General features: G+C 34.8%; 13 protein-coding genes. 7 read left to right on the forward strand and 6 right to left on the reverse strand.

Features of this window, described 5'->3' with window-relative positions; translation table 11 throughout:
- Positions 1 to 195: 195 nt before the first annotated feature.
- Positions 196 to 3111 (forward strand): collagenase ColA, encoded by a 2916-nt coding sequence (colA, locus tag MRBLBA3_RS15675; protein ID WP_363382083.1) that lies wholly within the window; start codon positions 196 to 198, stop codon positions 3109 to 3111.
- Between the two features lie 32 nt (positions 3112 to 3143).
- On the opposite strand, the gene MRBLBA3_RS15680 is transcribed toward colA, so the two are convergent.
- Complete coding sequence (locus tag MRBLBA3_RS15680) at positions 3144 to 3647, reverse strand: GNAT family N-acetyltransferase (RefSeq protein WP_000636218.1); 504 nt, start codon at positions 3645 to 3647, stop codon at positions 3144 to 3146.
- 255 nt (positions 3648 to 3902) lie between these two features.
- On the opposite strand from MRBLBA3_RS15680, the gene MRBLBA3_RS15685 reads away from it, so the two are divergent.
- From MRBLBA3_RS15685 to MRBLBA3_RS15710, 6 genes are all read left to right on the forward strand, one after another.
- On the forward strand, positions 3903 to 4301 hold the full coding sequence (locus MRBLBA3_RS15685) for a DUF2871 family protein (RefSeq protein WP_000737900.1): 399 nt from the start codon (positions 3903 to 3905) through the stop codon (positions 4299 to 4301).
- A 171-nt stretch (positions 4302 to 4472) separates the two neighbouring features.
- The gene (locus MRBLBA3_RS15690) at positions 4473 to 5864 is read left to right on the forward strand and encodes an FAD-binding oxidoreductase (protein WP_363382088.1); all 1392 of its coding nucleotides are present in this window, start codon (positions 4473 to 4475) and stop codon (positions 5862 to 5864) included.
- A gap of 4 nt (positions 5865 to 5868) precedes the next feature.
- Positions 5869 to 6837, forward strand: a complete 969-nt coding sequence (locus MRBLBA3_RS15695; protein WP_363382091.1) for a bile acid:sodium symporter family protein — start codon at positions 5869 to 5871, stop codon at positions 6835 to 6837.
- Positions 6838 to 6876: 39 nt separating this feature from the next.
- Positions 6877 to 7224 (forward strand): DUF4260 domain-containing protein, encoded by a 348-nt coding sequence (locus MRBLBA3_RS15700; RefSeq protein WP_016130046.1) that lies wholly within the window; start codon positions 6877 to 6879, stop codon positions 7222 to 7224.
- Between the two features lie 23 nt (positions 7225 to 7247).
- The gene (locus tag MRBLBA3_RS15705) at positions 7248 to 7775 is read left to right on the forward strand and encodes a GrpB family protein (protein WP_363382095.1); all 528 of its coding nucleotides are present in this window, start codon (positions 7248 to 7250) and stop codon (positions 7773 to 7775) included.
- A 141-nt stretch (positions 7776 to 7916) separates the two neighbouring features.
- A complete protein-coding gene (locus MRBLBA3_RS15710; protein WP_363382098.1) occupies positions 7917 to 8516 on the forward strand; it encodes an FMN-binding negative transcriptional regulator in 600 nt (199 codons plus the stop codon).
- Positions 8517 to 8590: 74 nt separating this feature from the next.
- On the opposite strand, the gene MRBLBA3_RS15715 is transcribed toward MRBLBA3_RS15710, so the two are convergent.
- From MRBLBA3_RS15715 to MRBLBA3_RS15735, 5 genes are all read right to left on the reverse strand, one after another.
- The gene (locus MRBLBA3_RS15715) at positions 8591 to 8779 is read right to left on the reverse strand and encodes a Phr family secreted Rap phosphatase inhibitor (RefSeq protein WP_000592005.1); all 189 of its coding nucleotides are present in this window, start codon (positions 8777 to 8779) and stop codon (positions 8591 to 8593) included.
- Complete coding sequence (locus tag MRBLBA3_RS15720; RefSeq protein ID WP_001102722.1) at positions 8776 to 9870, reverse strand: Rap family tetratricopeptide repeat protein; 1095 nt, start codon at positions 9868 to 9870, stop codon at positions 8776 to 8778. The genes MRBLBA3_RS15715 and MRBLBA3_RS15720 overlap by 4 nt, the downstream gene beginning before the upstream one ends.
- A gap of 224 nt (positions 9871 to 10094) precedes the next feature.
- The gene (locus MRBLBA3_RS15725; RefSeq protein ID WP_363382101.1) at positions 10095 to 11561 is read right to left on the reverse strand and encodes a protein adenylyltransferase SelO; all 1467 of its coding nucleotides are present in this window, start codon (positions 11559 to 11561) and stop codon (positions 10095 to 10097) included.
- Between the two features lie 177 nt (positions 11562 to 11738).
- A complete protein-coding gene (locus tag MRBLBA3_RS15730) occupies positions 11739 to 12737 on the reverse strand; it encodes an NADP-dependent oxidoreductase (protein WP_363382104.1) in 999 nt (332 codons plus the stop codon).
- An 18-nt stretch (positions 12738 to 12755) separates the two neighbouring features.
- The gene (locus MRBLBA3_RS15735) at positions 12756 to 13100 is read right to left on the reverse strand and encodes an ArsR/SmtB family transcription factor (RefSeq protein WP_363382107.1); all 345 of its coding nucleotides are present in this window, start codon (positions 13098 to 13100) and stop codon (positions 12756 to 12758) included.
- Positions 13101 to 13611: the final 511 nt, after the last annotated feature.

Below are 13611 nucleotides of genomic sequence, written 5' to 3' on the forward strand. Positions count from 1 at the left end.
AGAGGATAGATGTAGCAGGAATTTCGCTATTATCTATCCTTTTTTGACATGAATCACATGTGAAGTCAAGTGTTAATTTCACTTTGAATGGATACATGTGTGAACGTTCCCTTCTTTTTTTCTCAATACAGAATAAATAGTCAGAATAGTAAAATAATGGTGCAGGACACTAAAAAATGTAAGGTAGGGGAGAGTATGAAAGGCTATTCAAAAAAAGTTTTAGTGGGGGTAAGTTTTGCTAGTTTAATGTTAGGGAGTTTTCAAGGAAGCATATTGGCGGAAGATACTAAGGGAGAGCAAGTTTCATATCGAAATGTGCTAAAAATGGAGCCGGTTGGTGTACAACTGCCAGTGGAAGAATTAGCTCATTCATCGAAAGTATTAGAAAGCAAGTCTTTTGAGAAAAGGCTACAATTTGCTGATTTATCGCAAAGACCGCCAGAAGTAAAAAAGGAAAGTAAACAATTAGCTGTAGCAAAAACTTATACAATTGCTGAATTAAATCAATTAAGCAATCAACAATTAGTAGATTTACTTGTAACAATCGATTGGGAGCAAATTACGGGGCTATTTCAGTTTAATAAGGACAGCCTTGCATTCTATCAAAATGATAGTAGGATGCAGGCGATTATTGATAAATTGAAGCAGCAAGGACAAGCTTATACGAAGGATGATTCAAAAGGGATTGAGACATTAGTAGAGGTATTGCGCTCTGGATTTTATTTAGGTTTTTATAATGCAGAATTAAGCAAACTTAATGAACGGAGCTATCATGACAAGTGCTTGCCGGCGTTAAAAACGATTGCGAACAATCCAAATTTCAAGCTCGGTACATTGGAACAAAATAGAGTTGTATCATCATACGGAAAATTAATAGGAAATGCTTCGAGTGATGTGGAAACGATAACATCGGCTGCAAAGATTTTTAAGCAATATAATGATAATTTTTCTACATTGGTAGATAATCTTTCAGCTGGAAATGCGATTTACGATATTATGCAAGGTGTTGATTACGATATTCAATCGTATTTGTACGATACGAGAAAAGCACCGAAAGATACAGTATGGTATCAGAGAATAGATAGTTATATTAATGAGTTAAGTAGATTTGCGTTAATAGGAACGATTACAGAAAAAAACGGATGGCTTATTAATAATGGCATTTATTATACAGGTAGACTCGGTATATTCCATAGTACGGGGACAAAAGGATTACAAGTTGCAACAGATGCGATGAAAATCTATCCTTATTTAGGTGAGCAATATTTCGTAGCAGCTGAGCAAATTACGACGAATTATGGCGGAAGAGATGCAAACGGTAACGTTGTTAATTTAGATCAAATACGAGAAGATGGGAAGAAAAAGTATTTGCCGAAAACGTATACGTTTGATGATGGTGCAATTGTTTTAAAAGCCGGAGATAAAGTGACTGAGGAGAAAGTTAAACGTTTATATTGGGCAGCAAAAGAAGTGAAGGCACAATTCCATCGTACGGTTGAAAGTGACCAACCGTTAGAAAAAGGAAATCCCGATGACGTATTAACGATGGTTATTTATAATAGCCCTGCTGAATATCAATTTAACCGTCAATTATATGGATATGAAACGAATAACGGTGGTCTTTATATAGAAGGAACAGGTACGTTCTTTACTTATGAACGTACGCCAGAAGAAAGTATTTATAGTTTAGAAGAATTGTTCCGCCATGAGTTCACGCATTACTTACAAGGTAGATATGAAGTGCCAGGACTTTGGGGACAAGGTAAGCTGTATGAGAATGAGAGATTATCTTGGTTTGAAGAAGGGAATGCTGAGTTTTTTGCAGGGGCAACGAGAACAGATAATGTTGTACCGAGAAAGAGTATTATAGGAGGACTATCTTCAAATCCAGCAGAACGTTATACGGCAGAGCGAACGTTAAATGCAAAGTATGGAACGTGGGATTTCTACAATTATTCCTTTGCGTTACAATCGTATATGTACAATAAGAGATACGATATGTTTGACAAAATTCATGATCTTATTAGGAAAAATGATGTGACAGCATATGATGCATACCGCTCTGCATTAAGTCAAGATGCGAATTTAAATAAAGAGTATCAAGACTATATGCAAATGTTAATAGATAATCGTGAGAAATATAACGTTCCATTAGTATCAGATGATTATTTAGCAACTCATGCACCGAAACCAGTTTCGGATATTGCGGCAGAAATTACAGCGGAAGCAAAATTAAGTAATGTATCAGTAAAGAAAAATAAATCACAGTTCTTTAATACATTTACACTACAAGGAACATATACAGGAACTTCTGCAAAAGGAGAAAATGAAGACTGGAAAACAATTACGCAAAACGTTAATGATACGTTAAAACGTTTAAGTGCGAAAGAATGGACAGGCTATAAAACAGTAACAGCTTACTTCGTGAATTACCGTGTGAATGCATCAGGGCAATTTGAATATGATGTTGTGTTCCACGGTATTAATACAGAAGAAGGTGCTGTGAATAAAGCGCCAATAGCGGTTATAAATGGTCCGTATAACGGAAATGTAAATGAAGCAATCTCGTTTAAAAGCGATGGATCAAAAGATGAAGATGGGGAAATTGCTTCTTATAAATGGGAGTTCGGTGATGGTGCGGTAAGTAATGAGCAAAATCCAACTCACGTATATACAAAAGAAGGAACGTATACGGCGAAATTAACAGTAACAGACGATAAAGGATTAACTAATACTGCTACAGCAAGTGTAACTGTTCAAAAGAAAGAAGATAACAGTGTAGAAAAAGAGCCGAATAATTCATTCCAAACAGCGAATAAACTGCAGTTAAACCAATTATTACGTGCAAGTTTAGGAAACGGTGATACAAGTGATTACTTTGAAATAAATGTGGAAACAGCTAGGAATCTCCAAATTAACGTAACGAAGGAAAATAATATTGGGGTAAACTGGGTTCTTTATTCAGCAGCAGATTTAAATAATTATGTTACGTATGCTCAGACGCAAGGAAATAAATTAGTGGGCAGCTACAATGCGCATCCAGGTAAGTATTATTTACATGTATATCAATATGGTGGGGGAACAGGGAATTATACGGTAGAAGTGAAGTAACAAAAAGGTCGCCATGAATGGCGACCTTTTTGTTATGCGTTATACCCGAATAATTTTAGATCTTCTCCGGAGTCTGAAATTATTTTTTCGAATCGCAATCCTACTTTTTCTAACAGATTGCCTGAAGCAGCATTATCTATAGAAGTAATTGCTACAATTCGTTTCATACCTAGCTTATGTACACCGTATTCGATTACCGCAGCAGCTGATTCATAGCCGTACCCTTTCGAACGGAATTTTTCTAAAAAGGCAAAGCCGATATCAACATCTTCTAATGAATCTCTTTTAATAAGGCCGCACATGCCAAGTGGAGTGAGATCTTCTTTTCGTTCAACTAAGTAAAGACCAAAGCCCATTTTATTATACATATCGAAAGGTCCGTTTAAGATGTAATTTTTTGCATCTTCTAAGTTTTTAACCCTTTTATCACCAATAAACTGAATCCATGCAGGATCATTTACTAACTCAAGAATGAACGGAGCATCTTGTATATCGAACCAACGAAGAGTGAGTCGTTCAGTTTCAAGAACTATCAATCTATTGCACCACCTTTATAAGTTATAATGATTAGTATGGATTGTGTAACACAAAAGCGCAACATATTTTAATAGAGCCCAGCTTGTTCACATAAAGTTCGATTGTTTTGTATAAAAGGATATTTTATAATTAGGATTGACTGTAAAGAGTGAGATGCTTATACAATGACTCCTAGGAAACTAGGAGTTTTTACTATGTAACTATCATTATTACTAAATATGACGCACTACACATTCTACTTAAGGAGGTACATAATGAAGAAATTATATAATGCATCGTTTACGTATTTAATTATTGGTTTACTATCAGGAATTTTCGCTAGGGAGTATGGAAAGTATAAGGGGATTGTAGGATCTACTTTGTTAAATCTTTTGCATACACATACACTTGTACTTGGCTTTTTCTTCTTTTTAATTGCATTAGGATTAGCAAAAGTATTCGCGTTTCATGAAGCGAAAAGTTTTAATAAGTGGTTTGTTTTACATAATATTGCATTAACTTTAATGTTAGGTTCGCTAGCAGCGAGAGGGCTCCTTCAGCTAAATGGAGCGGACTTTAAAGGGTTAACTTATATTGTAGGGTTTTCTCATTCGTTGATGGCAGTTACTTTAATTTGGTTTATGTTGTTAATAAAGAAGTCATTTAAAATATAGTTTTATTGAAAAGAACTTGCACTAATTAGTGCAAGTTCTTTTTGTTTATTTGACAGTAGGAAGCGAATTTTATATATGTAAAACTTGAATTATTTAATTTTTCGGATTATTATGTATAAAATAGTTAACATATTTTGTAATTCTAATTTGTAGAAAGTAGGAGAGTGTACGATGGAAATAACGGTAGAGCGTTTAGTAAATGAATTAAGGGGTGTACTTCCCGAAGATCGAGTAGTTGTGAATAAGACAGTAAGAGAGTTACATAGTAAAGATGAATCTTATCATACTAGTAGTTTACCTGATGTAGTTGTTTTTCCGAAGACGACCGAAGAGGTCAGTAGGATAATGAAAGTAGCGAGTGAGCATGAAAAACCTGTCGTTCCTTTTGGGGTAGGTTCTAGTTTAGAAGGTCATATAATTCCTTATGAAAAGGGGATTACAGTTGATTTTTCATTAATGAACAAAATACTTGAAATAAGAGAGAAAGATTTTCTAGTGAAGGTACAACCGGGAGTGACACGCTCTCAGCTCAATAAAGAATTGAAAAAGTACGGTCTGTTCTTTAGTGTAGACCCAGGTGCAGATGCAACGTTAGGTGGAATGGCTGCTACGAATGCAAGCGGAACGACAGCGGTGAGATATGGAGTTATGCGTGATCAAGTTCGTGATTTAGAGGTGGTACTTGCTGATGGGGAAGTAATACATACTGGAAATTTAGCAGCGAAGTCATCATCAGGTTATCATTTAAATGGAATTTTCGTAGGATCAGAAGGTACGCTTGGATGCTTTACAGAGTTAACATTAAAAGTATACGGCATACCAGAACATGTTATGGCTGCGAGAGCATCGTTTCCAACTATAAATGATGCGGTAGAAGCTGTTATTAATATACTGCAAGCGGGTATTCCAATTGCGAGAATTGAACTTGTAGATGAATTATCTATGAAACAAGTAAATCATTATAATGAAACAAGTTACAGAGAAGAGCCTACATTGTTTTTAGAGTTTCACGGTAATGAAGCTGGGCTAAAGCAAGACATTGAATTTACGAAGGAAATTGTTTTTGATCATAAATGTAAAGAAGTTGCTTTTGAAACGGAAACTGCGGCGAGAAATAAATTATGGGATGCACGGCATAATCTAGCGTACTCTTACGTTCATAGCTATCCTGGTAAAAAACTAATGAGTACGGATGTTTGTGTACCAATTTCAGAATTAGCGGGTGCAATCCAACATGCGAAAGAGACATTAGATAAAGTGGGTCTTGTTGGTGGTATTCTTGGCCATGTAGGAGACGGGAATTTCCACGTGCTCTTAATGGTTGATCCAAACGATAAAGAAGAAGTGGAAAAGGCGGATGAAATAAATGAAAGTATCGTTTTATATGCTCTTAAACGAGGTGGAACGTGTACGGGAGAACATGGTGTTGGAATCGGAAAACGGAAGTATCAAGAAGAAGAACATGGCGCGGCATTATTCGTAATGGAAAAAATAAAGAAAGCTCTTGACCCGCAAAACATTTTGAATCCGAATAAAGTTTTTCAATTGAAGGATAGGGGATGATTGGGTGAAAGTACTAGAAGCGATAAGTAATATAGCTGGAAAGCATTTTGCATTTTGGGTTATTTGTATTGCAGCTATTGCATATTTCATTCCTGGACCATTTCTAGGGTTGACTAGTTACATAACGATTCTACTTGGAGTTGTCATGTTTGGGATGGGATTAACATTAAAGGCTGTTGATTTTAAAATCATTGCTACAAAACCATTGCCAGTTATTATCGGTGTATGTGCTCAGTTTATTATTATGCCACTTGTCGCATACGTACTAGCTTACGTTATGAAGTTACCAGCCGAATTAGCGGCTGGATTAGTGTTACTCGGTTCTGTACCGGGTGGCACTGCATCAAATGTTATGGTTTATTTAGCGAAAGGAAACTTAGCGTTGTCTATTGCAATGACGTCATTATCAACTTTATTAGCGCCAATTGCTACACCTCTCATTTTATTATTACTTGCAGGACAATGGATGCCAGTGAATCCTATGTCTATGTTTCTTTCTATCGTACAAGTCATTATCATACCTATTATTTTAGGATTATTAGTGAAGAAGTTTTTCCCTAAAACTGTTACTAAAGGAATGACTGTTATCCCTTTAATATCGGTTGTCGCAATTATCATTATAGTTTCAGCGGTGGTTTCAGCCAATGTAAGTAGTATTACTTCTTCGGGACTTCTTATTTTTATTGCAGTTATGCTCCATAATGCATTTGGCTTTTTGCTCGGATATATAACAGCGTTCGTACTTGGACTAGACGAAGGTACAAGAAGAGCTATTTCAATAGAAGTAGGAATGCAAAATTCAGGCTTAGGTGTTGCGCTGGCAACAGCACATTTTGGACCAGCGGCGGCACTTCCAAGTGTATTAGCGGCAGTGTGGCATAACATTGCAGGGCCAATTTTAGCAACAATCTGGTCAAAAAATGCAAAGAATTCTTTCAGTGATGAAAATTTATCGGTAAATATAGAAAAATAGGAGAGCAACCTTTTAGTTGAAATAGAGGAATGATAAAAAATGCAAAAACGTATTGTACATTTTGAAGGGCTAGTTGTTTTGGTAGCCACGATTTATGCGTATTCAGTATATGAATTTAGTTGGATTATATTTTTTGTGTTCCTTTTAGCGCCCGATTTATCAATGTTAGCGTATGGTATAAATAATTATGTTGGTGCTAAAATTTATAATATATGTCACACATATATTATATCCATATTAATTGCTATCATAGGTATCTATTTTAAGGTAGATTCCGTTATAATGATTGGTTTAATATGGACAGCCCACATTGGAATGGATCGAATGTTTGGATATGGATTGAAATATGAGACAGATTTTAAGGATACTCATATTCAGAGGTTATAATTGCTTTTGAGGAGAGGGATACATTGAAACAGAGAATTACTATCGAAGAATATAACATCAAATGGGAAAGTGAATTTTATAAACTACAATCGCTCATTAACAATGTAATAAAAGAACTTATTTTGTCCATTGAGCATGTTGGGAGTACATCTGTTAAAGGACTTGCAGCAAAACCAATATTAGATATTGATATTGTAATAGAAGATTATAAAGTTTTTCCTGAAGTAGTAAAAAAGCTTGAAACGATAGGGTACTATCATCAAGCGGAATGGAGCTTTAATGGGAGAGAGGCGTTTGGCAGAAAGGACGCTTTCGTTCCGTGGGACGGGGAAAGTACAGTTTGGATGGAACATCATCTATATGTGTGTGATAAGAATAGTGAAGAGTTGAGGAGACATGTAGCTTTTCGTAATTACCTTCGTGAACATACCGAAGTTGCTATTAAATATGGAAGCTTAAAAGAAGAGTTAGCAAGAGCGTCAAAAAATCGAGCTAGCTATAATGAAGGTAAGACAGCATTTATTACAAATATATTGGGGCAAATGAACTAAGGCGGCATGGAGTACATGCTGCCTATTTTTTTGAAATAGAAGGCTGCCATTGTAAAACAAATACAATCTGGCCCTGTTGATTGATGCGATTACTAAATATAATAGGAAATAAAATAGAAAAGACTGGAAAAGAGGGAGCTTATGTACATACCAAAATATTTCGCAATACAAGATGAAGAGATGAAGTACGAAATAATTGAACAAAATAGCTTTGCGACATTATTTTCTCAACATAACGGGGAACCATATGCAACGCATTTACCGTTGTTATTAAATAGGGAGACTCTAACTTTACATGGCCATTTCGCACGTCCGAATGAACAGTGGAAAGATAGTGGAAATCAACAAGTACTCGCTATATTCCAAGGCCCACATAGTTACATCTCGCCGTCATGGTATGAAACAAACAATGCAGTACCAACATGGAATTATGTTGCGGTCCATGTATATGGAGAGTTGGAAATTGTTGAAGATGAACAGGAATTAATAGATTCTCTTCAAGATTTAGTACATAAATATGAAGATCCACAGAGCACCTACTCACTTAATGATGTAGACCCGAATTATATGGGAGGATTAAGTAAGGGAATAGTTGGGTTTAAAATAAAGATAAATAAAATAGAAGGAAAAGCGAAGTTAAGTCAAAATCATTCTGTGGAAAGAAGAAAATTAGTTGTAGAGAAACTTGAGAAAGTTGGTAGTGAGGGGAGTAGGGGGATTGCGGAGTTGATGAGAAAATAAAGTTTACTTGAAAGGGAAATATTCTAAATAAGCATATTTAAAAAAGACCTTCTGAATTGAAGGTCTTTCGTTTTTTAAAGCGCTTTTACAGCTGTTGTTGAGTTGTAGTCTTTACTTACGTCAACAGATTGAACAAAGTCAGGTCTTTGTGGTGCGGGAAGATCAGCGTGACTTGCTTTATATGTAAATGAACTATTTATCCCAATAGACACAATTCCAATAACAGATAATCCTAATAAGATAGAACTAATTTTTTTTATCATTTTAATGCCCCTTTCTCAAAAGTTTTTTCTTTTGCTTGTAATGCTTTATGAAAATACTCACTTGCTTTTATGTGATTATTTTCATCGTAAAGTTTAACTGCTAATTTTTCTGAATATTCTTGAGTGTAGTTATATAAAGATTCTTTGTCGAAATACGTAATTCCTTCAAGAATAATATTTTCTAGATCTTCAGTTGTCTCATTATTGTTAAGAGAATTTAAAATTTTAAAATGAAGTATATATTCATCATTGTTTAGTTCTGTACAAACTTCCAAACCTTTTTTGATAAGTTTTTCAGCAATGTTTATTTCACCAAGTTTAGAATGCTCTCTGGCTTGTAAAAAGAGCGCTTTAAAGTGTGTAGGTATTTTGGTTGACACCTCTGATAAATGTCGAATCGCTAGAGAAGACAGGTTTTGACTTGCATAGAGCCAACCTAGATTATTACGAACGCTTAAAACTAAATCATTTTCGTTTAGTTTTTGTAAAATGGAAAGAGCAGAATTAAACTTTTCCTCTGCTTGTTCATATTGCTTTAAAAATACACATGAGGAACCAATTATATTGTCGCAAAGTGCTAATTTTATCTCGAACCCGTTTTCAGTCATGAAAATATTTCTGGCTTTTGTTGCTTGCTGAATTGCTTCAATAGGTTTATAAAAATGTTGATTAAAGATAGCGAATCGGTAATTAAATTCTGCTTCCTCTAGTTTATCTGAAACATTTCCTAGTAGCTTTTCAGCATTTTCGTAATGTTCGCTAGCTAAGTTGTAATTTGTTGTTAAAGTAGCATGAATTGCTTTAAAGAAATGATAGTAGTAAGAAAGTTGGTGATTAGCTGGAATCGAGTAAGAATCTATCTTATTGAAACTGTCTTTTGTAATACTTAAACCATCAGTTAAAACTTTGAAACGAAAATTTAATAGAGAATAGTATAATGCTAAGTTCTCATCTTCCTCAAAGTTTAGTTCCTTTTCCTCAATTTCATGCTTTAAGTTTGTCGCCTGAGACACATCTTGTTTAAGCATAGCTAAATACCAATCATTAAATAATTTCGTAATTTGTTCATTACCTTGTAGTTGAACGTTCATGAAATCCCCTCGCTTTTTGAATATTCTTATAAATATAGTATCAAAAATAACAATATTTAGAAATGATGTTTTATATTTCTCAACATTTGTATAGTAGAGTTGTGATTAAGCTCATTGAAATGGAGTTGAGTTTGTTTTTGGAGTAAAGAAAGAGCAGAGGAGATAGTATAAAAAAGGTGTGTTCAAACAATTTGTATGAACACACCTTTTTTTATGTTAAACAATCACGTCCCACAAAAAGTACGATAAGGGCGATTTGACGGCGCTGGAGGCATGCAGTAATCCGCTTGTTCTTGAGAATATTCATAAGGATTTGCTAAAGCTTGAAGAAGTTTCTCCATTACGCTATAGTCTCCATCTTTAACAGCTGCTTCTAGTGCTTCTTCTACTCTGTGGTTTCGAGGGATGATTACTGGGTTGTTATTTTTCATCAACTTGTAGGCATCATCTTGTGATTCTTTTTGTCTTTCTAACCGAGATTTCCATAGCTCGTACCATTCTTTAAATTCAGGACTTTCAAATAAAGGTGCATTTTCTAATATATTGTCAGTTAATGCACGGAATGTATTTGTATAATCTGCTTTATATTTTTCCATTGCTTTTAAAAGTTTCTCAATAAGTGATTGATCTTGTTCTTCCTTGCTAAATAGTCCTAATTTCTTCTTCATTCCGAGGAACCAATTGTTTTCGTACTGCACACTGAACTTTGAAATTTCATCTTGTGCAATTTTTAGTGCTTCTTCTTCATCTTCATGTAGTATCGGTATTAAAGATTCAGCTAAACGTGCGAGATCCCATGCAGCCATATATGGTTGATTTCCGTATGCATAACGGCCTTGTGTGTCAATAGAGCTAAATACTGTTCCTTGGTTATAACTATCCATAAAGGCACATGGACCGTAATCAATCGTTTCACCGCTAATCGTTATATTGTCAGTGTTCATTACGCCGTGAATGAAGCCAACGAGTTGCCATTTTGCGATAAGGCTTGCTTGTTTCTTAATGACTTCTTGTAGTAGTGCGACATATGGATTTTCAGTAGATTCAACTTCTGGATAATGTCTTTTTATCGTATAATCAGCTAAAGCTTTGAGATCTTCGATTGAGCCTCGAGCTGCGGCGTATTGGAATGTTCCAACGCGTATATGACTGCTTGCAACTCTAGTTAAAATAGCTCCAGGTAACTTCGTTTCGCGATAGATTGGTTCGCCAGTTGAGACTACTGCTAAACTGCGAGTAGTTGGAATATCAAGCGCGTACATCGCTTCACTAATAATATACTCACGTAGCATCGGACCGAGTGCAGCGCGGCCATCACCACGGCGTGAATATGGAGTTGGACCGGAACCTTTCAATTGAATATCAAACCGTTCGCCTGAAGGAGTAATTTGTTCGCCAATTAAAAGGGCACGACCATCTCCTAACATGTTGAAATGACCAAATTGGTGCCCAGCATACGCCTGAGCTAGTGGATGAGCTCCTTCTGGGATTGCGTTACCAGCTAAAATGGCAACTTCGGTTTCCTTTTTTAATTCCTCAGGAGTAAAGCCAAGAGATATTGCTAAAGAATTATTTAGTTTAATTAACTCCGGTGAGTGTACAGGAGTTGGGGGGATTTCTGTATAAAATGATTGTGGTAAAGTCGTATAACTATTATCTAAATTCCAACCTGCTTCATTATTTTTAGTCATTTTATCTCCTCCTTGTTTATTTTTTTATTATGTATTTGTACGTATGTATTCTTTGTAAAATTAGCTAAAAGTATAATATGATATTTCCCCTTGAAATCTATTGTAAGGACTTCATTGCACTATGTCTATTTAACAGCAAATAATAAAACTCCATTTTAAAAAAATGGAGTTTTATTATTATTTGATTTTTACAATTATCTTTCCTTTTGCTCTTCCAGACTCTGAATATTCCATTGCTTTTTGAGTATCTTCAAAAGGGAAAATGCGATCGATTATAGGTTTGATTTGTCCAGATTCAATATACTTTGCAATTATACGTAATTGATCTCCGCTTGGTTTCATAAACAAAAAAGAATATTGAGCATTATGCTTTTTTTCAAGTGCAGTAAGTTTTTTGCTTGCTAATGAAAATAAGAGTGTTTTGAAAAATCCTGAACCAAATTCTTTACCGAAGCGAGCATTTGGCATTCCTGAAACGGAAACGATGTTGCCGCCGCTTTTTATAATATTGAATGATTTTTCGAGTGTTGTCCCGCCGATTGTATCAAATACTGCATCATAATCTTTTAGTATTTCTTCAAACTTTTCTGTTTTGTAATTAATAATTTCATCTGCGCCAAGAGACTTTACTAAATCGGCACCAGCTTCACTAGCAGTCGTTGTAACGGTAGCACCCATTATTTTTGCTAACTGAATTGCGAAAGTACCAACACCACCAGATCCAGCGTGAATTAATATCTTTTGTCCTTTTTCTAGTTGCATGATGTCATGTAGTGCTTGATAGGATGTTAAGCCAACGAGTGGAATCGACGCCGCTTCCTCAAAACTTAAATTTTTTGGTTTTAAAGCTATATCATCCTCATGAATGGCTATATATTCCGCGAAAGTACCAATCTTATTTTTTCTTGGACGTGCATATATTTCATCGCCGACTTTAAAACGAGTTACTTTTGATCCAACCTTTATGATGACACCGGAAAAGTCATTCCCAAGGATTAGGGGCATTTCATATTTAAGCAACATCTTTACTTTTCCATCGCGTATTTTAAAGTCAATTGGGTTAATACTAGCTGCATGAATTTCTGCGAGCACTTCATACTCATTTATTTCAGGAGTAGGTACCTCTGCCATACGCATTGGAACTTTCCCGTATTTATCAATTATCATTGCTTTCATTTCTTATACCTCCAAATTTCAATAAAAGTTGTGCAATAGCTTTTCAATATCTAATACAAGATTTTTTAATACACCTAATTTTGTACGTATATCAATATAATAAAAGTTTTTTGTACCTTCTTTTCGCATTAAAATAATACCGGCTTCTCGTAAAATCTTAAGGTGATGTGATACTGCTGGTCGAGAAAGGTGTGTTTGTTTAGTGATTTCTCCAACACGTAATCCAGTTTGACATTCTGTTTTCATTAGAACTAACAAAATAGCTTGACGTGTTTCATCACCAATTGCCACTAATACTTTTTGACAATTAATAAAATCTTCTTTAATAACATTTAATTGTTCTTGTTTATTCATTTTAATCACTATACCTCCAATAATTAGTCGAAAGGTTTAAGATGATGAACCATTATATCGATACGGTAATGCTACATGAATGTTGTATGAGCTGCAATATTGAGAAAGAAAATCGAGACGAATCAATCTGTACGTATTGAAAATTAGGGAGTATTTATTATAGGTAATAGAAAAAACATTGTAATTAATGGATTTTGAAGGTAGAAAATGATTTAACAATGCGTTGTCTGCGGGGGAAAGGGTAGCCATTTAACAATAAAATAAGCGGTCATAACCTTGTATAATTTAAAAGGTTATGACCGCTTATAATGTTTTTATTATTTTTGATGTCTACATCAGAAAATAGTTCAACGTAAAGTAGGACCTTCTTTTTTATCCTTTCATACACACACAAATTAAGTGATTTGTAGATGTATGAAAGGATAAAAGTAATTTGGGGCGTAATCTATCTATATGATAATTCAAAATGAAATATAAGTCTATATTTTTGTTGGTTTTTTGATTATATTTATGTCACTGA

Origin of the sequence: Bacillus sp. LBA3-1-1.1 (assembly GCF_040676495.1) — a bacterium.
GTDB lineage: Bacteria > Bacillota > Bacilli > Bacillales > Bacillaceae_G > Bacillus_A > Bacillus_A nitratireducens.